The 22,579-nt window shown below is 34.9% G+C and carries 28 protein-coding genes; 19 read left to right on the top strand and 9 right to left on the bottom strand.

Annotated features, from left to right (window positions below):
* Positions 1-200 precede the first annotated feature (200 nt).
* Positions 201-404: a hypothetical protein gene (locus AC0KUU_RS12480; RefSeq protein ID WP_043979244.1), complete on the top strand. Its 204-nt coding sequence runs from the start codon at positions 201-203 to the stop codon at positions 402-404.
* Between the two features lie 593 nt (positions 405-997).
* On the opposite strand, the gene AC0KUU_RS12475 is transcribed toward AC0KUU_RS12480, so the two are convergent.
* A complete protein-coding gene (locus AC0KUU_RS12475) occupies positions 998-1,180 on the bottom strand; it encodes an aspartyl-phosphate phosphatase Spo0E family protein (protein ID WP_043979242.1) in 183 nt (60 codons plus the stop codon).
* A 634-nt stretch (positions 1,181-1,814) separates the two neighbouring features.
* Here AC0KUU_RS12475 and AC0KUU_RS12470 point away from each other — a divergent pair.
* The gene (locus AC0KUU_RS12470) at positions 1,815-3,428 is read left to right on the top strand and encodes a C40 family peptidase (RefSeq protein ID WP_322551922.1); all 1,614 of its coding nucleotides are present in this window, start codon (positions 1,815-1,817) and stop codon (positions 3,426-3,428) included.
* A gap of 130 nt (positions 3,429-3,558) precedes the next feature.
* A complete protein-coding gene (locus AC0KUU_RS12465) occupies positions 3,559-3,945 on the top strand; it encodes a hypothetical protein (protein WP_043979239.1) in 387 nt (128 codons plus the stop codon).
* Positions 3,946-4,490: 545 nt separating this feature from the next.
* On the opposite strand, the gene AC0KUU_RS12460 is transcribed toward AC0KUU_RS12465, so the two are convergent.
* Entirely contained in the window at positions 4,491-4,868 is a 378-nt protein-coding gene (locus AC0KUU_RS12460; RefSeq protein WP_043979237.1) for a RidA family protein, read from the bottom strand.
* A gap of 44 nt (positions 4,869-4,912) precedes the next feature.
* Between AC0KUU_RS12460 and AC0KUU_RS12455 the strand changes: the two genes are divergently transcribed.
* The 6 genes from AC0KUU_RS12455 (at position 4,913) to AC0KUU_RS12430 (ending at position 8,613) form a co-directional block, all read left to right on the top strand.
* Positions 4,913-5,812, top strand: coding sequence for a DinB/UmuC family translesion DNA polymerase (locus AC0KUU_RS12455; RefSeq protein WP_241771355.1), 900 nt, complete (start codon positions 4,913-4,915; stop codon positions 5,810-5,812).
* A 14-nt stretch (positions 5,813-5,826) separates the two neighbouring features.
* Positions 5,827-6,162, top strand: a complete 336-nt coding sequence (locus AC0KUU_RS12450) for a YolD-like family protein (protein ID WP_043979234.1) — start codon at positions 5,827-5,829, stop codon at positions 6,160-6,162.
* An 83-nt stretch (positions 6,163-6,245) separates the two neighbouring features.
* Positions 6,246-7,448 (top strand): macrolide family glycosyltransferase, encoded by a 1,203-nt coding sequence (locus AC0KUU_RS12445; RefSeq protein ID WP_043979231.1) that lies wholly within the window; start codon positions 6,246-6,248, stop codon positions 7,446-7,448.
* Between the two features lie 279 nt (positions 7,449-7,727).
* Entirely contained in the window at positions 7,728-7,877 is a 150-nt protein-coding gene (locus tag AC0KUU_RS12440; RefSeq protein WP_165575345.1) for a hypothetical protein, read from the top strand.
* A 73-nt stretch (positions 7,878-7,950) separates the two neighbouring features.
* Positions 7,951-8,127: a DUF8096 family protein gene (locus AC0KUU_RS12435; protein ID WP_473452315.1), complete on the top strand. Its 177-nt coding sequence runs from the start codon at positions 7,951-7,953 to the stop codon at positions 8,125-8,127.
* Positions 8,128-8,154: 27 nt separating this feature from the next.
* On the top strand, positions 8,155-8,613 hold the full coding sequence (locus AC0KUU_RS12430; RefSeq protein WP_043979228.1) for an SMI1/KNR4 family protein: 459 nt from the start codon (positions 8,155-8,157) through the stop codon (positions 8,611-8,613).
* Positions 8,614-8,857: 244 nt separating this feature from the next.
* Here AC0KUU_RS12430 and AC0KUU_RS12425 read toward each other — a convergent pair whose 3' ends face one another.
* Together AC0KUU_RS12425 and AC0KUU_RS12420 are read right to left on the bottom strand one after the other, a co-directional pair.
* Positions 8,858-9,418 (bottom strand): CBO0543 family protein, encoded by a 561-nt coding sequence (locus AC0KUU_RS12425; RefSeq protein WP_052500314.1) that lies wholly within the window; start codon positions 9,416-9,418, stop codon positions 8,858-8,860.
* A gap of 415 nt (positions 9,419-9,833) precedes the next feature.
* Positions 9,834-10,172 (bottom strand): winged helix-turn-helix transcriptional regulator, encoded by a 339-nt coding sequence (locus AC0KUU_RS12420; RefSeq protein ID WP_029324137.1) that lies wholly within the window; start codon positions 10,170-10,172, stop codon positions 9,834-9,836.
* A 615-nt stretch (positions 10,173-10,787) separates the two neighbouring features.
* Here AC0KUU_RS12420 and AC0KUU_RS12415 point away from each other — a divergent pair.
* The 5 genes from AC0KUU_RS12415 to AC0KUU_RS12395 all read left to right on the top strand — a co-directional run bounded on the left by AC0KUU_RS12415 (position 10,788) and on the right by AC0KUU_RS12395 (position 13,964).
* Positions 10,788-11,330 carry an ester cyclase gene (locus AC0KUU_RS12415; protein ID WP_377570263.1) on the top strand — a complete coding sequence of 181 codons (543 nt, stop codon included), beginning with the start codon at positions 10,788-10,790 and terminating at the stop codon, positions 11,328-11,330.
* Between the two features lie 50 nt (positions 11,331-11,380).
* Positions 11,381-11,932: an NAD(P)H-dependent oxidoreductase gene (locus tag AC0KUU_RS12410; protein ID WP_322551924.1), complete on the top strand. Its 552-nt coding sequence runs from the start codon at positions 11,381-11,383 to the stop codon at positions 11,930-11,932.
* A gap of 32 nt (positions 11,933-11,964) precedes the next feature.
* Positions 11,965-12,678 carry an SDR family oxidoreductase gene (locus AC0KUU_RS12405; protein WP_165575344.1) on the top strand — a complete coding sequence of 238 codons (714 nt, stop codon included), beginning with the start codon at positions 11,965-11,967 and terminating at the stop codon, positions 12,676-12,678.
* 276 nt (positions 12,679-12,954) lie between these two features.
* Positions 12,955-13,206 carry a hypothetical protein gene (locus AC0KUU_RS12400; protein ID WP_322551926.1) on the top strand — a complete coding sequence of 84 codons (252 nt, stop codon included), beginning with the start codon at positions 12,955-12,957 and terminating at the stop codon, positions 13,204-13,206.
* Between the two features lie 482 nt (positions 13,207-13,688).
* Positions 13,689-13,964, top strand: a complete 276-nt coding sequence (locus AC0KUU_RS12395) for a hypothetical protein (protein WP_237074719.1) — start codon at positions 13,689-13,691, stop codon at positions 13,962-13,964.
* Positions 13,965-14,345: 381 nt separating this feature from the next.
* Here the strand turns inward: AC0KUU_RS12395 and AC0KUU_RS12390 are convergent, their stop codons facing one another.
* On the bottom strand, positions 14,346-14,639 hold the full coding sequence (locus AC0KUU_RS12390; protein WP_427670722.1) for a VOC family protein: 294 nt from the start codon (positions 14,637-14,639) through the stop codon (positions 14,346-14,348).
* A 142-nt stretch (positions 14,640-14,781) separates the two neighbouring features.
* Between AC0KUU_RS12390 and AC0KUU_RS12385 the strand changes: the two genes are divergently transcribed.
* Together AC0KUU_RS12385 and AC0KUU_RS12380 are read left to right on the top strand one after the other, a co-directional pair.
* A complete protein-coding gene (locus AC0KUU_RS12385; protein ID WP_165575342.1) occupies positions 14,782-15,102 on the top strand; it encodes a hypothetical protein in 321 nt (106 codons plus the stop codon).
* Positions 15,103-15,247: 145 nt separating this feature from the next.
* Positions 15,248-15,697: a DUF6843 domain-containing protein gene (locus AC0KUU_RS12380; RefSeq protein WP_043979212.1), complete on the top strand. Its 450-nt coding sequence runs from the start codon at positions 15,248-15,250 to the stop codon at positions 15,695-15,697.
* 204 nt (positions 15,698-15,901) lie between these two features.
* Here AC0KUU_RS12380 and AC0KUU_RS12375 read toward each other — a convergent pair whose 3' ends face one another.
* Complete coding sequence (locus AC0KUU_RS12375; protein ID WP_322551927.1) at positions 15,902-17,326, bottom strand: spore germination protein; 1,425 nt, start codon at positions 17,324-17,326, stop codon at positions 15,902-15,904.
* A gap of 209 nt (positions 17,327-17,535) precedes the next feature.
* Positions 17,536-18,429, bottom strand: a complete 894-nt coding sequence (locus AC0KUU_RS12370; protein WP_043979210.1) for an EamA family transporter — start codon at positions 18,427-18,429, stop codon at positions 17,536-17,538.
* Positions 18,430-18,765: 336 nt separating this feature from the next.
* Between AC0KUU_RS12370 and AC0KUU_RS12365 the strand changes: the two genes are divergently transcribed.
* Positions 18,766-19,299 (top strand): GNAT family N-acetyltransferase, encoded by a 534-nt coding sequence (locus tag AC0KUU_RS12365; protein ID WP_043979207.1) that lies wholly within the window; start codon positions 18,766-18,768, stop codon positions 19,297-19,299.
* Here AC0KUU_RS12365 and AC0KUU_RS12360 read toward each other — a convergent pair.
* Positions 19,280-19,657 carry a L,D-transpeptidase gene (locus AC0KUU_RS12360; RefSeq protein WP_237074721.1) on the bottom strand — a complete coding sequence of 126 codons (378 nt, stop codon included), beginning with the start codon at positions 19,655-19,657 and terminating at the stop codon, positions 19,280-19,282. The two genes, AC0KUU_RS12365 and AC0KUU_RS12360, sit on opposite strands and share 20 nt — an antisense overlap.
* Before the next feature lie 236 nt (positions 19,658-19,893).
* On the opposite strand from AC0KUU_RS12360, the gene AC0KUU_RS12355 reads away from it, so the two are divergent.
* Both AC0KUU_RS12355 and AC0KUU_RS12350 read left to right on the top strand, forming a co-directional pair.
* The gene (locus AC0KUU_RS12355) at positions 19,894-20,379 is read left to right on the top strand and encodes a PaaI family thioesterase (RefSeq protein ID WP_043979205.1); all 486 of its coding nucleotides are present in this window, start codon (positions 19,894-19,896) and stop codon (positions 20,377-20,379) included.
* A 38-nt stretch (positions 20,380-20,417) separates the two neighbouring features.
* Complete coding sequence (locus AC0KUU_RS12350) at positions 20,418-20,666, top strand: group-specific protein (RefSeq protein ID WP_162213935.1); 249 nt, start codon at positions 20,418-20,420, stop codon at positions 20,664-20,666.
* 254 nt (positions 20,667-20,920) lie between these two features.
* Here the strand turns inward: AC0KUU_RS12350 and zwf are convergent, their stop codons facing one another.
* Positions 20,921-22,435: a glucose-6-phosphate dehydrogenase gene (gene zwf, locus AC0KUU_RS12345; protein ID WP_162213936.1), complete on the bottom strand. Its 1,515-nt coding sequence runs from the start codon at positions 22,433-22,435 to the stop codon at positions 20,921-20,923.
* Between the last annotated feature and the right edge of the window lie 144 nt (positions 22,436-22,579).

Here is a 22,579-nt window from a genome sequence, read left to right as displayed (position 1 = left end):
CACATTTCCTCATGCAACCGACAGACTCGTTATCAAGAATGCCGTTTCGGATGGAGATCATCTTCGCGTCTAGATGAGTAGCGTTAGCTACACTGTAAGAAAGCGACTTCTTGTCGCACCATAATACCAATTATCGGTAGAAGTAAAACACATTTTAGATAAATATGATAAAATTGAGAAAACTAAACTTAGGGGTAAATATGAAAACAGATGATAAGAAAAAACAGATTCAACAAAAATATAAGGAAGAGCTTGAGAATAAGAGTGAGTCCAAGCATTATCCTAAGAAGTTGCTCATTTTTGCTGTAATTGTTGTTATCTTTTTTGTTTTTAGCTACTACTTTGGAATAAGACCTTTTCCAAAAAAAGAAGAACCTGAAATTATCAAACCAATAAGTGAATAAATAAAAGCCTTCTATATAGCTAGGAGGCTTTTATTTCATATCAATCATTACTTTAATTTAATATTATTGTTGTTTCTTTTTACTTCTTAATAAAACAACGATCCATATTAAAGCAATCGTATTAATTAATTCTAATAAATGGCTAATCCTAGCTAAAAATAAACTAATAACATTCCATAACATTTACTTTTCACAACCTTCTAATCCAAGCTTGATTTGTAACACTTTAAAATGTATGTATCGACTTTTCGCTATGAATACTATATACAACATCAGTTTACATAATTCCTCTTTCCGATACACAACCCAAAAAAGAACCCTTGTCGCAGAACGGTTCCGCCGAGGGTTCTTTTTCCGGAGTATGCAGCTTTTTATACATCCTTGATGTAGCAACGTTCTCTAGCAAGGGTATTAGCAAAAGTGATGTATAAAAAGTGCACCTTTTATCCATATGCTTGTACGGTAAAATATAGTCTTTATGGAAAGAATATGTTACTATTTATCTAAAGTTATAGAGTTACCTTAAAAAGCAACCTCACTCCAATGCCATTAGAGAATGAGGTTGTTTTTACTCTTTTCATAAAAAACCAAAACTAATCAGTTGAAGTGATCTTTTCTAAGTGGTTTAACAATTGATCAACTAATTGACTGATTAGAATGGTATTATGACTAGTAAACCCTTCTTCTAACCCTACTTTAATCATAAGTTCTCTTGCTGCCTCTATATCTACAAGTAAAGCCTTTCTTAAAGTACCGTCATATCTATATCTCTGCAATTATGTAGTCACCTATCCCTCTAAGTTGTTAAATCTTTATTTAACAACAACTGGACTTCTACCGTATAACAATAATTGTTCTTGTAAAATGTAATTAAGAGCGTAGAATGCGGATTTTAGGGTTTGAACAGTTAAGTTTTTATACTTAATGCATAGTGTAAAAGTATACATTTTTAGTTACCATAATGAAGTTTATAATGATGCTAGAATTGATAAAAAAGGCTTTTCTCTATTAAGAAAAAGGCTTTTCTCTATTAAGAGAAAAGCCTTTTTCTTAATGCCTATCAGTTTGTAAACTGATTTGATCACATATTCATTATTTAATGCGATGAGTTTTATAAGTTTACCTTCCAAGTTCTTGTTCGCCATCTTGATGTATCATTCGCTATATTTGCATGTATAAGCTCTTTTTTCATTTTTATTAGAAAGAACTAAATTAGTAAAAATGCATAACTAGAGGTTTAACTGCAACAAAACAAATACAACTATATAAAAAGCGTATCTCTGTGATAAAATAAAATTCTGTTTTATCTAGTAGATATTGGGTAACTAGACAAAAAACAGTTTTTTTAGATGTTTTATCCACTATCTAGTTACCAAAATAATAGTGAAGTAAAAAGAAAGGGTGAGAGATTTGCCAAAATGGTCGCATATATATATATTCCTAGGCGTTTTTTTTCTATCTGTTTTTCTTACTAATCCAGCGCTGGCAGATGAAGAACTAAGTATTTCGGAAACAGCTCAAAAATACTTGGGTGCTTCTTACCTTACAGACGGTCAAGAACCCAGTGAGGGATTCAGTACAGGTGGACTAGTTCAATATGTCTTTAAAGAAGCTAAAGGTGTAGAGTTACCTTTGTATCCAAGAGAACAATTCAAGCTTGGTATAGATGTGGACAAGGGGGATCTACAGCCTGGTGATCTCGTCTTTTTTAAAGGGGCAAATACGGATAATGTCACAAGTGTTGGCATTTACAATGGCAATAATGAAATGATTATTAGTTCTGTTTCAAAGGGCGTCATAAAGACTGAACTAACAGAGGGAGGCTACTACAATGATAAGTATATTGGTGCAAAACGCCTAGATACTGATAATATCTATCAGGTCGAATCTCCTCTTTTAAAAGAAGCAATGAAATACATAGGTGTAGACTATTCAGACAGTGGAAAGACACCTGATGAGGGCTTTAATTCTGCAGGATTTGTTCAGTATGTGTTTGAACAAGCCTTAAATCTTAAAATCCCAGATAATTCAAGTGAACAGTGGAGTTTAGGACAAAACATATCAAAGGAAAATCTTCAGCCTGGTGACGTTCTTTTCTTTAAAAATCTAGATACAGACTATATTACAACAACGTCTTTTTATCTAGGAAATAGGCAAATGATTTATAGTTCACCTTCAAAAGGCATTACCTTAGCTAATTTTGAGGATTCTTCTTATTGGAATGATCGTTTTTATGGAGCTAAACGAATAGAAGAAGTTGCAGATATTGATCGTGGAGATCCCTTAATCACCGAGGCTTTGAAGTATATAGGGGTACCTTATCTCGAAGGTGGAAAAACACCAAATGGATTCGATTGTTCTGGATTCACAAAATATGTGTATGAAAAAGCGATGGGAATTTACTTGCCAGGTGCACCTGAACAACAATGGGAGGTAGGTACACCTGTTGAAAAGAAGGATATTCAAGTAGGCGATCTAGTGTTCTTTCAAGATACGCATCGACCAGGTATATCCCACGTGGGAATATATGCAGGAAACAATCAAATAATACAAGCGTCAAGAACTGATACGGCACAGGTAAGAATCAATTACTTGTCCTATAATTTCTATACAGAAAAATTCGCTGGTATTAGACGTGTGAGAAATCTAATCATTCCTAAGAATATCCCAGTTGTTAAAGAAGCTACAGATCTTCTAAATGTTCCCTATCAATCAGGGGGGACATCACCCCAAGGGTTTGATACTGGTGGGTTTGTTCAATATGTTTATAAACAAGTAGGTATCAACTTACCTCGTTATGGGAAAGACATGCTTCAAAATGGAACAGAAGTGAAAGAGGAGGATTTACAACCAGGAGACCTCGTATTCTTTGAATCCACTAGCATCATCCCTGCCATCTATGTTGGAAATGGGCAAATTGCAGTGGTTTCGAGAAACGACGGAGTTCAAATTGTTAATTATAAAGTGAGCTCTTATTGGAACCCCATTTATTATGGTGCCAGACATATCAACATCGGAGAGTAAATTATTCTCATCATCGCTTTAACTATGTGATGATGAGAAGTTTTGGTTCTGGTGTAAAAATACTTTTTAGAAATATAAAGCGTCAATTTTGTCCTTAATTTAAAAACTATAAAGAAAGAGAAAGAGAATAATGGATAATTATAATGTATTTAGATTAAATTTGATCTTACGTACGGATAGTATGAGAACCTTGAAATTACTCGTGAATGATATAGTAGCAGAGGACATCAAAGGAGACTATTTTTACAAACTTAAAAACCATGAAGATTTTGTGAAAAGTTTAGAGCATCTGGTAAGTCAAAAATCTATATTGACTAAATCAAATCTCCTGCTATCTGATATGGAATATGTCTTTTTAAATGCAAATAATTATTTATATGATTCATACCTTCAATATTATCTTATTGATAAAATGCCAGAAATAAAGAAAGCGAAGATTATGAGGGTAGGTGAACTAAGAAAATTAATAGAAGAATATAATAAATTACATAAAGAATTACATAAAGAAAATTTTTGACTTCATTCCTTTAACGTTTGAAATGAAAGCAAACACACAGTCCGTAAAAGTATAACTTTACGGACTGTTCCGAGTATTAATTTTTGGAGACTATTCTTAATAAACTTAAGCCTAAATTTGTAATTCAGACATTGTATTCCTCAACACTATAAAGGCTAAAAGAATTATCTAGTTATCAAACTTACCCTTCATAAAACCAAGCTATGTATAGAAAAGATTACTGTGTAGAAATTTGAACAGTAGTTTTCCTTGTTTCTAGACTGTAAAACATATACGTTCTCATTACAAAAATAATTGTAATTATGGAATATAGACTATAGGTGTAAACTTTCTAGGCATCAAGAATTTACGAGTTGCTATAGTAAGATAAATCATTTGTTTTTTTCCTCATTATTATAAATTGGCTCACTAAGTAATACTGTGCCAATTTATAATTCTTGTCAAATGGCTTTATCTTGTATTTTTAGTTATATAAAACATTCTTTCACTCAAGTATCCACTAGAGTAGAAAAGTGCTCTATCCACAAGATAATTTCCTATATTTGTTATCTCTTAGCGATCATCTCTATTTCAATTCGTGCACCCATAGGTAAAGAGGCCACGCCTATAGTTGTACGAGCTGGATATGGTGCAGAAAACCGCGAAGCATAAACTTCATTCATTTTCGCAAAATCATCCATATTTGTTAAAAATACATTCACTTTTTTTACATCCTCAGGAGTTAAACCTGAAGCTTCTAATACATTAAATAGATTCTTAAAACATTGCTCTGTTTGGTCTGCGATATCACCTTTCAAAAGTTTTTGTGTCTGTGAATCTATAGGAGTTTGACCAGATAAAAATATTAAATCTCCTGCTTCAACAGCATGAGAATATGGACCAACGGCCACAGCACCTTCGGAATTAAAGCATTTTCGTGTCATGCAGAACATCCCCCTTAGTAATTATCCTTACCATAATTAAATCAATGCATTTATTTGCCCGAACACCAGAGGAGCTAGCTCATCGAATACGTAATGAGATCTATCGTAAAACAAGACTGACAGCTACCGCAGGAATCGGTCCTAATCTCTTACTAGCTAAAGTCAGCTTAGATCATGAAGCAAAGCACAGCCCAACAGGGGTTGCTTATTGGCGATATGAGGATATTCCCTTTAAGTTATGGTGCATTCATCCAATGAAGGATTTCTGGGGGATCTCGTCAGCTACAGAAAGACGCTTAAATCGTTTAGGTATCCATACCATAAAAGAACTCGCTCTTTCTTCGAAGGAGATGTTACAAAAAGAATTTGGCATTATGGGCGAAGAATTACACCAACATGCGAATGGAATTGATTTTAGTCGTATTTCCGATGTGTACATCCCTAGTTCCCGTTCCTTTGGGAAAAGTCAGATTCTCTTTCGAGATAATACAAGCCGAAAAGAAGTGGAATTATTACTATTGGAGCTATTGGACGATGTTTGTTTTCGTTTACGCATGCATCAAGTGGTAGCTCAAACGATCCATTTATCCATTGGCTATAGCAAACAAACAGGTGGAGGCTTCTCAAGACAAAAGAAAATGGGGCGAGCTTCGAACTTAAGCCACGATATCTTTCCGTACTGCTTAACCATTTTACATACGTTTGATAGTGGCATGCCCATCCGTTCTATTGGGATTTCACTATCGGATACGAGCATTGAAGAAGAGGAGCAAATGAGCTTATTTGAGAATATCGATCAGCGTGAAAGAGCCTATGCTCTTGCCAAAACGATAGATGAAATTAGGCTGCGTTATGGGAAGAATAGTGTTCTGCGGGCTTCAAGCTATCTAGATCATTCAACAGCTCGTTATCGAAATGGTCTTATTGGCGGCCATAAAGCTTAAAGGAGGATGATATCATGAATAACGATAGAGGAATGAAAAAATGGCGCCCGTTTGCGAGTATGCCCGAACAATACCTAGGATTGCAGGAAGTTATAAACAAGCAAGCAGAGGTACCTCAACCTCTTTTAACAGAAGAACAAATGGAACATATTAATTTCACCTTGATTAAAGCCTTACATACAAATAAACAAGTTTATCTTACATACTACAAAAAGGGACAATGTATTACAGAAAAGGGATTCATCCAATTTGGTGATTCCCTGGGGAATTTGTTTGTTTTTATCGATGAAGTGTTTGAATTAAAGAACAAAATGAGGTTAAGTGAACTAATTGATGTTCGATTCGTTTAAAATTAAATTTAGTTTCATTATTTTAAGTTAAGTAAGAGTTTTCAGTGGAATCCAAATAATATTTAACTTGAGGAGGAGTTATATTGGCACGTGTTTTATTTATTAATGGTGGATCAGAAGGACATGTCAATCCAACCATTGGAGTTGTACAGGAGCTTATTTCGCGTGGAGAAGAGGTCGTATACTTTTCAATAGAAGAGTTTCAAGAACGTATTGAAAAGACGGGAGCTGATGTGAGAACATTTGACGGCCAAAAATTTTTAAAAGCTTTCATCTCAGGTGGAAGAAATTATTTGATTGAAAGAATTAACGGTCTTTTACATACAGCAGATATCGTTATACCTAGTGTTCTTGAACAGATACAGGGAGAACATTTTGATTACATCATTCACGATTCTATGTTTGGGTGCGGGCGTTTACTTTCTCAAATTCTAAATCTCCCGGCCATTAACTCATGTACATCTTTTGCTCAAACTGAAACATCGTTTAAAAAAATGTTCGAATATCTATCTCAAAATATTCCATTAGAACATGCTAACAGAATAAATGGTGAGTTTCAAAGCTTAACAAGAAAGATTAAAGAGAAATATGGGGTTGAAATCACTTCTCCTTACGAAGTTTTTTGTAATCCTGCACCACTTACTATTGTATATACAACGAGGGAATTTCAGCCTTCTGGAGAAATGTTTGATCAAACATACAAATTCGTAGGGCCATCTATTGCTACAATGGAACCACAAGGAAGCTTTGATTTTTCTGTATTAAAAGGAAAAGACGTTATTTACATTTCATTAGGTACTGTCTTTAATCAAGAGATTGATTTCTATAAACTTTGCTTTAAAGCTTTTGAGAACACTGACTATACCGTCGTTATGTCTATTGGTGAAAAAACTCAACTATCTGATTTAGGGAAAATCCCTAAAAACTTCATTGTGAAAAATTACGTTCCACAAACTGACGTGCTAAAGTACACGAAATTATTTATCACACATGGTGGAATGAATAGCACCAGTGAAGGTCTCTATTATGGGGTGCCACTTATTGTAATCCCACAGAGTGCAGATCAGCCAGTGATTGCTCAACAAGTTGAGCATCTTGAAGCTGGAATGAAGTTGCAAATGCAAAACTTAACTGTAAATCAACTATGTGAAACTGTGAATCATGTGTTGGAACATTCCTCTTTCCAGAAAGCCCTTACAGATATAAGAAAATCTTTTCAAAAATCAGGGGGATACCGTCAGGCTGTAAATGAGATTTTTAAATTTAACAGGAAATTTAATATTTAAATAGAGAGCATATAAGAAATGGAACAGATGAATTTCACCTTAATTGAAGCCTTACATACAAATAAACAAGTGTACCTTACCTATTATAAGAGAGGCCAATGCATAACAGAGATAGGATTCACTCAGTTTGTTGATTCTCTAGGGGATTTATTTATTTTCATCGATGACGTATTTGAGTTAAAGAATAAAATGAGGTTAAGCGAGCTCGTCGATGTTCCCTTGGCCTAGCTCCTGAAGAAATCGCGTACAGGAATCATTTATTTTGGTGGAGGTATATTCATGTGCAATTTTAGAGTATACACCTTACGTGACGGTTCGAAGAGAATCATTAAACTAAAAGAAGGAGAATCATTTCAACAGGAACTCCAAAGAGCAGGTATTCAAGAAACGCAAATTTTTCAGATGCAGCTAGTGGAGAAACCTGAGTAATTTTAACATGCCCCTTTTATATAGACATAAGTGTGTTAGTCTAATAAAAGCCAAATAGAAAAGAGTGATTAACCTGGAAGAAACAAAAGAGCAAGAAACAGATCTTGATAAAGTGTATGAATACGATGAATTTCCGGATAAAGTTAGTAGAAGATACGATCACTGCAACTCAGCTTACTTCAAAAGTTCCGTAAAAGGTGGCATTTTCTTACGTGAATGCAGGGAATGTGGCATGAAGAAAAGCATTTAGTTGGTAAGGGTTGAAAGGGATGGGGAAATGAGAGATATTTGGGATGATGGATACAGTCAATCAAAAAAATTAACAGAAGAAATGGTCAACCAAGCAGAAAAGAAGTTGGGTGTGAAGTTACCAAAATCCTATATTGAGTTATGTAAAATACAGAATGGGGGCAATTTAAAGTATTGTGACTATCCTACCTCTGTTCCAACAAATTGGGCAAACGATCATGTAAACGTTCCTGAAATTTATGGAATAGGAAAAGAAGGCATTTTATCCAGTGATTATTATATAGAAGAATGGGACTTACCTAAAGATATTGTTCTGCTATGTGGAGAGGGCCATTGGTGGGTTGCATTTGATTATCGGAATACAAAAGATACTCCTCCTATAATTTATATGGATCTAGAATGGGGAGAAGACACACTTATTTTGGAATTAGCTCCTGATTTCGAAACATTCGTAAATGGCTTATTTATTTATAAAAATGAAGAATGACTACATTTATACAATAAAAAGGAACTGGCAATCAATTGTCGGTTCTTTTTTATTGTTTTCGTATGATTTGATTCACCAAGCTCCCACTTATTCTCCTTTAGTCGTCGGAACCTCTTTGGACCTCGTCCATATTGAGGTATATATGACTCTGTCCCCTAGGAACGTTCTAAATGGTTTCATTATCCTTTATTCTCAGTGATTCAGAATCTTTAACATTATAAAGGGTATTTACACCTGTTAACAATCACTTAAGTGGTTTAGTGGCCTTACTGTTAACCAAATAATGAGCAATTAGATATATGACTATAAAAAACGGAAAAGACAAAATTGAATTCCATCCTGGATAATGATAATAACCTAACCAAAGAAACAAAGGTTCTGCTAAGAACGCTGTTATACTTGCAAAAATTAAAGCTTTAATAAACGGATTTGCCTTTGGTTTAATCTGTAAGAAAAACATTACTGTAACTGGCATCAGAGCAAAATCCCAGGGTATATAATCTGGCATTAATGGTATTAATTTATTATAGTATCTCCATAAGCCCATTGTCACCCCAACATAATCTAACCATGTAGAAATAAACATAGCCCAAAGTCCTCCCAATAATAAAATAGTTTTACTCTCTTTATTTCTAAAGATAAACCATACTATCCATGGGATAACAGTAAGAAATAATGATGTCCACCAACCAAAAGAAAAGACGATATTATCTGTCCAAATTTCCGTTAATTTATTATGAGCATCATCTAACATTCTATATTTTTCGTCAATTTGTGTTTTTATATTTTCTGAAGGACTGAACAATATGGAGGATCTTCCCTTCCTTTTAATTTTATAATAATCTTTTAGTTATAGTTCCCATTCCAGGATTGTTTATCCTTTTTAGACTAACCTGCCCATTCAGCGTTTTTTAACAATTAACTTTGCCTAAATGTTCTATGCCAAGGGCAATAGCCTGAATGTTTTTGTATTACATTCAACTCTAGTCGTTAGGACATCTTTTGCTCTTTTTATAAAAAAGATAAGCTAATAGGCCAAGCCCCACCATGTAAAAACCCATTACTTTTTACATAATTACCTACCCCTTACCTACTGCGATAAGGGTTTTATGTTATTAACTACGCATAGCTGGTTCGGTTGTTCTCCATAAATCAAATCATATCTAATATCGTTCATAATTGACGCACTCAAATTTAAAGAATGATCTATATTTAATCTCCTATAAATTTAATCCAAATCTCTTTAATTCAATGAAGATACTTTCCAATCGTTTCCCTTTTTCCGTTAACGTATATTCCACACGAGGAGGGACCTCTGGAAACACCTTTCTTTCCACTATCCCATGATTCTCCAGTTCCTTAAGGCGTAATGAAAGTGTTTTTGGACTAATTCCATCCATTGATTTCAACAAATCACGGAATCGCATCGTTCCTTCGATAAGCAGATCCCGAATAATTAAAAAGGTCCATTTAGTACCGATCACGTCAAGCGTTTTAGCAATGGGACAAGGCTCCCCTGATGTTCCTTTGGTTAGTACAACCGGCTCAATAGCACTCATCTGACACATCCTTCCTAAAAATTTTTTTGGCTAATTTTCCTTATCATATCACAATAGTATACTTTCAGAAACTTTATGAAATAAATATCACTACTTCCCTAAAGAAACTTACTATACATATAATATCGATGAGCCTATTATTCTAACCCTACATTGAGGAGGTGATCAAAGTTAGTGCGAGCAATCAACCAATCACACTGCCCTTATTGCTCATTACTCTCTTAATCAGTACTTTTGCTATTGGTACTACATATTTTGTCATCATTGATATTCTTCCAAATGTAGCAGAAGGTTTGAATGTTACCTTAGCGCAGCAAGGTTATTGGTTACGTCGTTCAGCTGGTCCCTGAATCGAGGAGAGGAAACGTATCCTACATTAGCTGAGCTTGAATAAATCTGCGTAACTGCAAATTATGTATAAACGTTTATTGATGGAGAGGCACTTTAGAAAAAAGCACAATATCTCATTCCCTTGGGGCTTTCATTGTAAGTCCACACTTAGGGAGAAAGATTCGCAACCTATATCAAAACATTTGAGGAGAAAATATGATGAGGTTACAAAAAAGAACGATTCGATCGATAGTTAGTATTACCATGGCTCTTGGGGTAACACTCATGAGCGCCGCATGTGCCAAGAACAATACTGACTATAAACCTGCTAAAACAGCTCATGCAGACATTCAACTATTAAAGGATTTACCTCAACCAAAATCGATGACAGTCGATCTGTCATTGAAACCAAAAGAAGCTACGGCCATGGTTCAAACCGCCCAGCGTTTTTATGGGTTCTGGAATACTGGAAATGAGGATCTTATTTCACAAGCCGTTGCCTCTAACTTCTTTGATAACACATTGCCGAAGGGAAGACCTCAAGGTCCGGAGGGATTGGCCTTCGCTTCTCGCAACTTTCGTAAAGCTGTTCCTGATTTACGCTGTACTATTGAGGATTTAGTGGTATCTGATAACAAGGCTACAGCCCGTCTCTCATTCACCGGGACATACAAGGGTGAGTTTATGGGGAGAACGCCAACAGGGAAGCCGGTTCATTTCTTTGCCATTGATATTTTGCATATCAGGAATGGGAAAATCGTTGAGGATTGGCACTTAGAGGATAATCTTACATTAATGCAACAGCTCGGAGTAGTGTCTGAAAATTAAAGATCAACGGATTTTTTAAAGATTACAGAATTAAAGGGGACGGAAAAAAATTGAAAAATATACTTGTTATTAACGGCCATCAGAAATATGGTTCAGCGAAAGGGACTTTGAACCAAACATTGATGAACAAAATGATCAGTTTGTTAAGTGAAAAGAACAATATTAAAACAACAAATATTCAAAATGGATATAAAGTCGAAGAAGAACACCAAAAGTTTTTATGGGCTGATATTATAATTTACCAAACATCTATCTATTGGTTCAGTGTCCCAGGCTTATTGAAGACGTATATGGATGAAGTTTATGCTTATGGTTTATTTTTTAAGGGTGCTGATCAATATGGAAGAGGTGGGTTATTGACCGAAAAGAAATATATGTTTTCGACTACCTGGAATGCTCCCGAACAAGCATTTAACAATCCAACTCAATTTTTTGAAGGGAACAGCTTAGAAGATACATTAAGCCATTTACATCGTGTACATAAATTCCTCGGAATGAAACCTTTAAAGAGTTTCACTTGTTATGATGTAATTAAAAATCCCAATATTGAAAAATTTATATTCGAACTTGATATACATCTGAAAGAAGTATTGGATCTTTAATCTATTAAGTAAAATCATGGGGAGGTAAAAGCATGTTAAAAGGTAAAAAAATTGTGATTATTGGTGGAAGCTCAGGGATTGGTTTTGAGTCAGCTAAACAAGTAATAGCTCAAGGAGCAGAAGTAATTATTGCTAGCCGTTCCAAAAATAAATTACAGAATGCAAAAGAGCAACTAGGGGCTAGGGCCACGGCTTTTACGCTAGATACAACTCAAGAACAGCAAGTTCAGTCTTTCTTTGAAAAAGTTGGCCAATTCGACCATCTTGTGGTGAGCGCCGCAGAAACATCCAGTGGGTCATTCCTAGACACCAATACAACCCAAGCTCGGCAATTGTTTGAAAACAAATTTTGGGGCCAATACTACGCAGCTAAATACGGAGCTCCAAAAGTTTTACCACACGGTTCGATCATTTTATTCTCTGGAGTGGTAGCCTACAAATCGATGGTTGGTTCGTCAATGCTAGGTGCAGTCAATGCCGCCGTTTCAAATTTAGCTCAGACCTTGGCATTAGAACTTGCTCCGATCCGAGTGAACATCATTTCACCCGGTATCATTGATACACCTTCCCGCAACAAAATGCCAGAAGAAATCCGTAACCATTTCTATGCTACGATGGGAAACAAACTTCCTGTGAAACGAATAGGAAGAGCTGAAGATGTTGCACAAAGCGTATTATACTTGCTCCAAAATAGTTTTGTGACTGGAACCGTTCTTCACGTGGAAGGCGGGCACATTTTATCTTAATAATTTGAAGAAGAATTAGAAAGAGCATATAGATATGGGGTGCACATTTTATACATCTTATCTTCAATTATCTGCAGAGAAAAACGCGTTCTATCAAGGATGTATAAAAAGAAACAGGACCTTATCTAGACCCCTTCTCCCAAGAGGATTCTTTTTAGCGATGTGTTCTGGGAGGTATTATGTAAACTGATTTTGTATATGGTATACAGTTGTTAATCCCGATAAAGGTATAATTAAAGAGTAACACTTTTCTTCTAAGGAGGGAGGGATGGCTGAATGATCGATAATAGATTATCTAAGATTAAGAATCATGAAGTGGATGATTCTTTGAGTGAACTTACTGACACAGACATTTTGTTGAATTTCCAACAAGCAATTACGAGCTTATACCCTCATCTAATTCCCATACATGCTCATGCTTATGATGCTTGGGACGATATTGTCATTCCATTGTTTTATGAAATGGTTTATAAGACGTTTACTTATAAATACGGTATTGAGATTGAGCCAAATGAAACACGCGCTTAAATGTTTAGCTTAAGATGTTATGAAGGTATCCATCATATTGAATGCTTTCCAAAAATGATACCCTTTAAAGGCATACTGAATAACAATTATTTTGAGGTTAACGATAAGGAACTAAAAGGAAAAAGGCTTGTTTTCAAGTCTTTTGGAGATAGTGTTCACTATTTAACAACTGGTTTGGATACTGAAAATACTGATGCTATTAATTTTAAATTAGTTGAGGTAGACGTTATATGTTCTCAATCAAACAGGATTACAGATATTGATGGATGTACTACATTTTTTATCCATAAAGACGATGTAGAATTTATGTTTATTGCTGAGACTTTTAATCAAGACTTTCAGAAATAAAGAGGAGCTAGAGCTCCTCTTTTTACTTCCTAGAATTTTGATTATGTTAACTAGATATGTATATGATACACACTTCTTATAACGATTGGTATGATATAAATAAAGAAGCTTTTGGGTTGAAAGGTGGCGTTTTTTTGGATCATTTTTTTGTTGGGTTAATTCCCAATGGATTTTACGATTATGAAGAGAGTGAAACGCTACCAGCGCATGATTTAATTCTTCATCCACTGCTTACATATGCTCAGGAATGCTATGTTTATGGCCTTAACAAAGACACAGAGTTATTTCATCAGTGCACGGATATACTTTCTCTTACTCGTAACAAGTATCAACTAGATTTAAAAAAGAAGTTATCAAAGGATATGAACAGCTTTGGAATGCAACAGGATGGCAGAGGGGTTTTATTTTAATCTTTCTAGGGATAGAGAAGTTCAAGGAGCTAAGTATTTTTGCTTCCAGCTATGATCCTGGTATCTTGGAGAATCCGAATACAGGAGAAAGTATTGCAGCCATTAGGTTCTGTAAAGATGTAATCCGGAAAGAAAAAAAGTGGGTCTTTGTTTTTCAGTTTCTAATGGCATTGAGTGGATGAAAGTTTATGCAGAAAAGGATACATTGAAAGAGTTATACCAGTTTGCCATAGTACAGTCATTATCTTCAAGTTCAGACTCTATATATAAAGTTAAAAAAAACGTAGGAACTTGCCTAAATAGCAAGATCCTAAAATTAACATTAAGTTAACTTATTTTTCTATATGGGTTTCATAGACTAAAGTGGTTTTGTCATGGTACTTAACATGGTTGAGAAAATCGTAACAAATAACCATCTGGATCTTGAACTATAAACTCTTTTTGAATAAATCCACTATAATTATTTAGCATACTCTCTCTAAAAAGTTTGATTCTGTGCCTCTTTAAGTTTTGTAAGATACTTTCTATGTTTTCTACTTCAATTTGAAAGTTGATTCCTCGACCATATGGATATTCAAGTTCTCCAGTTTGCCAGTGTCCATTACATTCTTCGATCATTATTTGAGCACCGTTGAGTGAAATAAATGCAAACTTTTCTTCTGCGCGTTCATATATAAGCTGAAATTCAAGAATTTCTAAATAGAATTCTTTTGATCTGTTTATATCTATTACTTTTCATGTATTTCCTTTATTTGTAGTGCTATATTAATATTAAAAAGGAAAAGTTATACATTTTATGATAAAGAAAAGGAAAAAGATGTTTGCTGTTGTTATCATTGCACTGTTATTAATCGGTTATTTCAAGCTGGCTTATACTCCATCTCATGATGTTGAAGAATTTCCTATACCTCGCGAAGCCCACTTAGTAAAAACAACTGTAGGTGAGGACTATGTCACTGAAAAATATAAATGGTTTATTGCCTCTGAAGCAGGAAGTATTACTCCTTGGTACCAAGTAAGTATTTGGTTATATGGATGGAGAAAGGGAGAAACAATGGGGGCAGATCAAGTTTATAAAAAAGGTTCTAGAGAAGTTAATCTATCTACTTTTGATAAGGAATTTTACCTTAGTAAATAAAATAAAGGTATGGAAAAGGACTTAATATGACCGCAGGCTCCTTAAGAGGAGTCCTTTTTATTAGCGATAACGTTTGTCATATGAACTAACCTTGTATTTTTTATAAATTTATTAAAGATTTGTGCTGAAATCGAAGGAGTAAAGAATGAAAAAAATCGGATACATATTTATGGGATTATTGTTGTTAGTTGGTACAATCTATTTTTTGTTTTTTCATGAACGAAAGGGAACAGACACTGTATATTTGATCCCGAATGGTTATACGGGTTGTGTGGGTATCTTTTATGATGTGAAAGGCAAGGCACCTTTAAAGGTCCAAAATGAGAAAATCATTCATAAAATTTCTAAAGATGGAAGGTTGGAAACGTCTTCCCCAGAATCTTTTGGTTGGTATTCAATGGTAGATTCAGGTTGGCATAACTCAGAATATTATTATGTGAATGAGCAGGGGAAAAAAGTAAAAAAATTAAATTGGGAAAAAGACATTAATTGGGAAATGACGGCTGAAGATGACTACAACGGGAACTATTTTACCTTTTTTGTAGGTGGGAAAGACGATGCTAGCACACTTCAACCCGAATGTTTTAGTCAGTAAGTATAAATTAGTGTTTTTGTACCCTTTTGCCTATAAGTAACATTATGGTAACTAACTTTGTATACGATATACAGCTTAAAAGCAGAAAAAACAACTGGGGCCAATCAGTTGTTTTTTCTATTTCATGAATGGTAATCAATGCTTAGCTGACGTTTCAGAACATCTTGGATAATTTGTTCAAAACGTTAAAAGTTTATGTTTTATCTATTCAACATTTGGAAATTCATGAGACTTTCTTTGAAGTTTACGCAAATTCCCACGGACGAATATATCTTGAAATTCATCACACCTAAATGGAATAAGAGGTGATAAATACGGTACACCTACTGATTTTAACTGTACAAGATATAGAATAACAATAGTTGAAACAAGCATAATGCTTGGCAAACCAAAGTAATAGCAAGTAAAGAAATATAAAAATCTTAATGAACCTATTCCACTTTGTCCTCGATAAATAACTAAAGTAGATAGATAAACACTTAATCCTGTTACTACTAAGCTTGCGGGATGGATAAGTTTAGCTGAAACAGACATTTCACCAATAACAATAGTTGCTAACAATGTGATGATGATAACCGTTCCTTTGGGAGCACGTGTGCCTATATCAATTAATATACGAAATAAAATAAGTAAAAGGGCTATTTCCCAAAACGTAGGTAATAATTCCCCATGGTTAAACAGATCTTTTTGGATTTTTTTACTGTATGTATCACTATGGAATTTTTCTAGACCAACATAAATGCCAGGAATAAAAATCGAAGTAATAAAGCCAAAATATCGAATAGACCGATTGATCAAACGTCCAGTTTTTAAATGAAAGTCATCTGCGGATTGAAAGAAATCGACAAATAAACTCGGGGCTATAATCGAATAAGGGGATCCATCTACGAATACAATTACTTTACCTTCTAAGAGAGCTGAAGTCGTTGTGTCCACACGCTCTTTTGTCATAACTAGGTTAACAAAAGTTTTAGGTTTTCCTTCAATAGCATCTTCGACTATTCTTGAAGCTAGTATGTAGTCTACATCTATCTTAGAGATTCGATGCTGTACTTCTTGTAAAATGGATCGATTCACCAAGTGTTTCATGTAAATGATAGATATATCTGTTTTTAAATGTGTGCCACATGGTTTTGTATCAATGATTAATTGGGGTGTCTGAATAATACGTCGTATTATATTTATATTGGTCGTTAGAGTTTCTGTGAAACCTACTGCTGGTCCTCTTATCGCTCGTTCTCCTAATGTTTCTTCTAACCCTCGCTCTATCCATTTAGTTGTAGGTATAAGCAATCCACTTGTTTCTCCCTCTATAAGAAGAAAGGTATTTCCTTTAACCAAAGCATCTTGGATCTCTTCAACTGACTGAGTTTCTTTCAGAGAAGCAGAATTAACAATAGTCTTTATTTGCTGGATAGATGGATTATCTTCATTAACCGTTTCCCATGTTTGCTGTAAAGGTTCAATAATATATTTTTGTATCTGGTCTTTATCTACAATTGTATTTAAATAAAATATTGTAATTTTATCTTTTAAAATAGTCCTTTTCTCAAAATCGCTTGTGATTTGAAATTGTCTTTCAATTCTCTTTGAAATATTTTGAGAAGATTTATTTAATGAAGAAGACATTATATTCACCTTTAAATTAGTTTTATTGTTTAATTTGTGCATATTCAACCATTATTATGCGGTGTATATAATCGTTAAGAAAATAAAGCTCTTACCCAATATCAGTTAGAATGGAATATTATATATCATTAAGTAAAAAAACTACCCTTTGCCAAAATAGATTGTTTGGCAGGGTAACTTTTCAATTATAGAAATAGTGAGTGCAAATGTTATACGTTTTTCTTTATTAAACGAGTGGTCTTATGACTCTGAACGTTTGGATACGCAATTCCACCTAGAATGATGATCACACCGATCCATTGAAGGAAGGTGACGGTTTCGTGGAGAACAAGTGTAGACATAATTACGGCCGTTGGTAACTCTGATGCACTTAGAATGGTCCCTAAGCTTCCACCTACTTTAGGCATGCCAATATTAAAAAAAATAGGTGGAACAAGTGAACCGAAGAATCCAGTAAGAAGACCATACATGAATAGTCCATCTGTAAGCGCACTGTTTATAAGAAATACTGGTGGTAATGAAATAAATATAAGCAATGACGCTCCGGTTGTCATAATAGCGCTTTTATAAATAGGATGCACAGATATATTTGTGTTCCCACTTATAAAAATAAAGAAAGCAAAGGAGCAAGCAGCAAGTATACCCCAACTGATTCCAGCAAAAGAAAAAATGATGCCAGTTTGCAAAAATCCAGAAGCAAGGACAGAACCGAGAAGAATAATTATCGTTGAGATGAAGCTTTTTCGACTGGGTGCTTCTTTAGTAAATACATATTGCAAAACCATACTTATCCATGTGAATTGCAGTAGAAGGATGATGGCAAATGAGGCATTAATATAACCAAGCGCTTGATTATAAAAAATACCTGTTAGCCCCATCGGTATGCCTCCTATGGCCAAAGTAACCCACTGTTTACATTTCAAACGGTCTTTTGGAACAAAGATTGCAATAGCCCACAACATGATAGCACCAAAAAAATATTGACTTCCTGTTACTTCACTTAGTCTAAATCCCTCACCATACCCTAATTTGACAAACGTTGATACCACTCCATAAGAACAACCACCCAGAAAAACAAGTAAAGCATAGTTTAAAATTTTCATTATTAAATCCTCCATACAACACAATAAAGCCACCCATCTCAAATATGAGATGGGTGGCGAAAAGTAAAATAATAAATTCAAACGAAAAATCCACCTGCTGTAAACAGACTTTTACAGCTTTTAGTTATTTTAATAATTTATATTATAGAATTCCCACCCTTAAGTATCAAGCTGAAATTTAGAGAAGACGCTGGAAGAACTATAATTTCCGGGAATTTACATTATGGTAACTACCTCTGTATATCACATACTTTCAATATTAGATAATAAAACTTTTTTTTTATATAGTAAGTACATAAAGTTAATTATGTTTAGAATGTAGAAGGGGTGCTTAAGGTGAAAATTAGAAAAGCAAACATAAACGATATAAGGGTGATATCAAAGATTTATGTTGATACGTGGAAGACAACCTATAATGGTTTAGTTCCAGACAACTTTCTAAACGAACTATCGTATGAAGAAGCTAAAAATAAATGGATGAAATTTTTTAGTGATTCACTACATAAATCATTTATTTACATTGCTAGTAATGACTCTGAAGAAATTATTGGATTTGCAGCAGCTCAAATTAATAATGACAAGGAATTTAAAGGAGAATTATACGCACTTTACCTGTTACCTGCTGCTCAAGGACTAGGTACTGGAAGAAGTCTAATTTCAACTGTTGCTGAACATTTTATGAATGAAGGTATTTCTTCTATGATGGTATGGGTGATGAAAAATAACAAATCTGGACGTGGATTTTATAAACGTTTGGGAGGTAAGTATTATACTCACCGAGAGAGCCAATTTGGAGAGTGCATAGTAGAAGATGAAGCATATGGATGGAAAGATATTTCCATCCTATCGCTCAGTAATAGAAGTAAATAATTATGAAACAACAAGCATTGTTATTGCCGTGAATACCGTTTGCATTTAATCCTAACCACCCTTTTCCTAATGGGTTGCGAGGATCGCCCCCAGGAATATGTCCTGTATAGTAAGGGCGGTTTTTAATTTTGTTTACCACCTTAAAGAAGCCAACAGATGTTTTTCCCGTTGCTACTGGATCAACGATTTCAATATAACCATTATGAAAATAGGCAAGCTTGTTATAGTACTTGTTAATGATGATTAGATCTTGATTCGCTGGTTTACTTGCTGCTTCTGTTTTCACCTGATTTACTCCACATAATGCGACCATTAATAAGGTAAGAACGGTCATTGATTTCATAAAAATGTTCTTCATAAAAACTCTCCTCTTTTTTATATTTTTATAAGAAACAAAAAAGCACCTTTCAATTAGAAAGATGCTTTCTCGTCACCATCATTTATAAATAAAAACCTAGTTAATCGATTATTTTTCAAGTGAGGCTTTTCTTCTATGATGATTTTTAGTTATTTAAGCTTGAAAATAGTCCGTTTAGTTCTAACGATTGTAGGAGAAAATGTGTTAAAATATTCTGAAAAAAGGAGTGGTGAAGCATGGGAAAAGTAGTAAAAGCGATTCAAGACGAATATCCGGATGATTTTGCATGGTGTTACGGCTGCGGCCGATTAAATCAGGACGGCTATCATTTTCGGACAGGATGGCTAGGAGAAAAAACCATTACCCTTTATACACCTAAGCCTGAACATACAGCCATACCAGGATTTGTTTATGGCGGACTTCTTGCCTCACTGATTGATTGCCATGGAACAGGCTCTGCATCTCTTGCTCTATACCGTAAAAATGGCTACGAAATAGGAGATTCAGCAGAGCCGCCGCGGTTTGTTACCGGTTCTCTCCACGTGGATTTTAAAAAACCAACGCCGCAGGGTGAAGTACTAAAAGCAATAGGAACGGTTGAAGAAATTCACCCGAAGAAATGGAGAGTTAAAACAGAAGTATACGCGAGTGACATCATTGTTGCGACCGGAGAAGTTGTGGCAGTTGTTATGCCAAGTACGTTTAAACGAAAAGAAGACTAAAAAATGCAAAACAGTTACATAAAAAGGGAGGAAAAGGTATGGGTAAATGTAATTTAGACCACTCGGTAGAAGATGTACAGCAGAAGTTTAACTCGCAGTCACAATGGCTGCCAGAAGATATTCGCTCGTTATTTCATGAGTTTCTCGTACGAAATCCTTCGCAAACAACATTAAACGAGATGTTTCACTTGCTGAAGAAATATGATTTGGTTGATGAACAAGAAAAAAAAGAGCGAGATCGAAAAATCAAATGGCTGATATTAAATAAAGAAGATACGAACAACTAATATACATGAGCTGAACAGCTTGTGATACGGCAGCTGATTTCCCTACAAGACTTCGCTTTCCGCAGGCGGCAGGAGTCTTCGTCTTGCCCTATCAACAATTAGAAGCAACTACATACATTAAACCTGCGTTTACAACCACAATGAAAACATCCGAACGAGTTGGATTCTCCATCAAGAATCTCGCTTCATCGTTCGGATCTTTCTTCAAATAAAATGCTTTTACCCCAGCCTCTTTTTAACGAGATTAAAAGTAATCACCACCACTTAAACCCGTCGTCTTCTAACAAATGATTTGAAGCTGCTGGGCCCATCGTACCCGCAGGATAAAAATGAAGAGGAAAGCGTTCATTATTAAAAACTTCTAAAATAGGTTGCACCCATTTCCAAGATAATTCAACCTCTTCCCAATGAGCAAAAAATGTGGAGTCTCCCTGTAAAGCATCAGATAACAGCAGTTCATAAGCTTCGGGTACTTCTTTTTGATTTGTTGAGAAATTGATGAAAATAGGTTCGATTTTATTGTCATTCAAAGGATTTTTGCTGTTTAATTGCAGTGAGATACCTTCATTTGGGCTGATTTCGACAACCAAAAGGTTAGGAATAACTTCTTCATCTTTATAAACATCTTTTAAAGGATGTTTAAATTCAATGACGATACGCGTGCATTTTTTACTCATTCGTTTTCCTGTGCGAAGATAGAAGGGTACTCCTTTCCAAAGCTCATGATCAATCCATACCCGGACTGCTATAAATGTGTCATTAACGGAAGCTGCATTGATGCCGGGCTCATCTTTATATCCTATAACGGAACGATTTTGGATTTTTCCTCCTTCGTATTGACCTCTTATGACGTTCGAATGGATAAACTCTTTTTGTAGAGGGCGAAGGCTTTTCATAATTTTTATCTTTTGTTGGCGAGTTTTTGCGATGTTAAGTGTCTTTGGCAGCTGCATGGCAGTCATCATCAGCATTTGAAGCATATGGTTTTGGAACATATCCCTAATTGCACCGGACTGATCATAGTAAGGCGCTCTTTCTTCTACACCAACTGTTTCACTAGCTGTAATTTGGACATTTGCAACGTAGTGATGATTCCATAGTGCTTGTAAAATAGGGTTTGCAGATGCTAGAGCCTCCAAATTTTGAATCATTGGTTTTCCCAGATAGTGGTCGATACGATAAATCTCTTCTTCATTGAACGTTTCAGTAAGCTTTTGATTTAACACTTGAGCAGATTGTAAATCGTGTCCGAAAGGCTTTTCGATAATAAGACGTTTCCAGCCTTTTGTAGATCCCAATCTGCCGCTATTTATATTTGAAGCAATAACGTCTACAAATTCAGGAGCCACTGATAAATAGAAAAGACGATTTTCAGGAATATTTAATTCTGCTTCGCCTTCTTGAATAGCCTGCAGCAACTGGTCATATCCATCACTATTGGTAACATCCATTTTATGATAGCCAACTGTCTTAAGAAATTCTTTTATCTTGGATTCACCTTGGCTAAAGCGCCTTGAAAAAGTCTTTACTGATTCTTCTACATATATTTGAAAGGCATCATTAGACCAGTTGCTTCTACCCGTACCAACAATAGAAAAGGAAGAAGGCAGTTTTTTATCTAAAAATAAATTATATAACGCAGGAAAAATTTTTCTTTTAGCTAAATCTCCTGTTGCTCCAAATAAGATAAAGGTCATGGAATCCACTTCTAACGCTTGTGGTGAATGAGACTTGAGACAATTATCACGTGAACGAGCTACACTGCCCAATTGATCTCCTCCTTTATTTTAACGGTCTATTACAGTGAATATAGTCTTTTACCGTCTTTACAGATTACAGTATAGCAGGTACAATTTTCCTTTATAAGTAGGCACTTTATTTTCATATAGTGTCTAAAACTATACTATTACGCA

This window comes from Priestia sp. ST2 (genome assembly GCF_055810735.1).
Note: the sequence above shows the minus strand (reverse complement) of the source record. Positions and strands in the feature narration are given on the sequence as shown.

Coding starts and splice junctions, on each gene's coding strand:
- AC0KUU_RS12480 (WP_043979244.1), top strand. CDS start 201: ATGAAAACAGATGATAAGAAAAAACAGATTCAACAAAAATATAAGGAA.
- AC0KUU_RS12465 (WP_043979239.1), top strand. CDS start 3,559: ATGGATAATTATAATGTATTTAGATTAAATTTGATCTTACGTACGGAT.
- AC0KUU_RS12460 (WP_043979237.1), bottom strand. CDS start 4,868: ATGACACGAAAATGCTTTAATTCCGAAGGTGCTGTGGCCGTTGGTCCA.
- AC0KUU_RS12455 (WP_241771355.1), top strand. CDS start 4,913: ATGCATTTATTTGCCCGAACACCAGAGGAGCTAGCTCATCGAATACGT.
- AC0KUU_RS12450 (WP_043979234.1), top strand. CDS start 5,827: ATGAATAACGATAGAGGAATGAAAAAATGGCGCCCGTTTGCGAGTATG.
- AC0KUU_RS12440 (WP_165575345.1), top strand. CDS start 7,728: ATGTGCAATTTTAGAGTATACACCTTACGTGACGGTTCGAAGAGAATC.
- AC0KUU_RS12430 (WP_043979228.1), top strand. CDS start 8,155: ATGAGAGATATTTGGGATGATGGATACAGTCAATCAAAAAAATTAACA.
- AC0KUU_RS12420 (WP_029324137.1), bottom strand. CDS start 10,172: ATGAGTGCTATTGAGCCGGTTGTACTAACCAAAGGAACATCAGGGGAG.
- AC0KUU_RS12415 (WP_377570263.1), top strand. CDS start 10,788: ATGAGCGCCGCATGTGCCAAGAACAATACTGACTATAAACCTGCTAAA.
- AC0KUU_RS12405 (WP_165575344.1), top strand. CDS start 11,965: ATGTTAAAAGGTAAAAAAATTGTGATTATTGGTGGAAGCTCAGGGATT.
- AC0KUU_RS12400 (WP_322551926.1), top strand. CDS start 12,955: ATGATCGATAATAGATTATCTAAGATTAAGAATCATGAAGTGGATGAT.
- AC0KUU_RS12385 (WP_165575342.1), top strand. CDS start 14,782: ATGTTTGCTGTTGTTATCATTGCACTGTTATTAATCGGTTATTTCAAG.
- AC0KUU_RS12380 (WP_043979212.1), top strand. CDS start 15,248: ATGAAAAAAATCGGATACATATTTATGGGATTATTGTTGTTAGTTGGT.
- AC0KUU_RS12375 (WP_322551927.1), bottom strand. CDS start 17,326: ATGTCTTCTTCATTAAATAAATCTTCTCAAAATATTTCAAAGAGAATT.
- AC0KUU_RS12370 (WP_043979210.1), bottom strand. CDS start 18,429: ATGAAAATTTTAAACTATGCTTTACTTGTTTTTCTGGGTGGTTGTTCT.
- AC0KUU_RS12360 (WP_237074721.1), bottom strand. CDS start 19,657: ATGAAGAACATTTTTATGAAATCAATGACCGTTCTTACCTTATTAATG.
- AC0KUU_RS12355 (WP_043979205.1), top strand. CDS start 19,894: ATGGGAAAAGTAGTAAAAGCGATTCAAGACGAATATCCGGATGATTTT.
- AC0KUU_RS12350 (WP_162213935.1), top strand. CDS start 20,418: ATGGGTAAATGTAATTTAGACCACTCGGTAGAAGATGTACAGCAGAAG.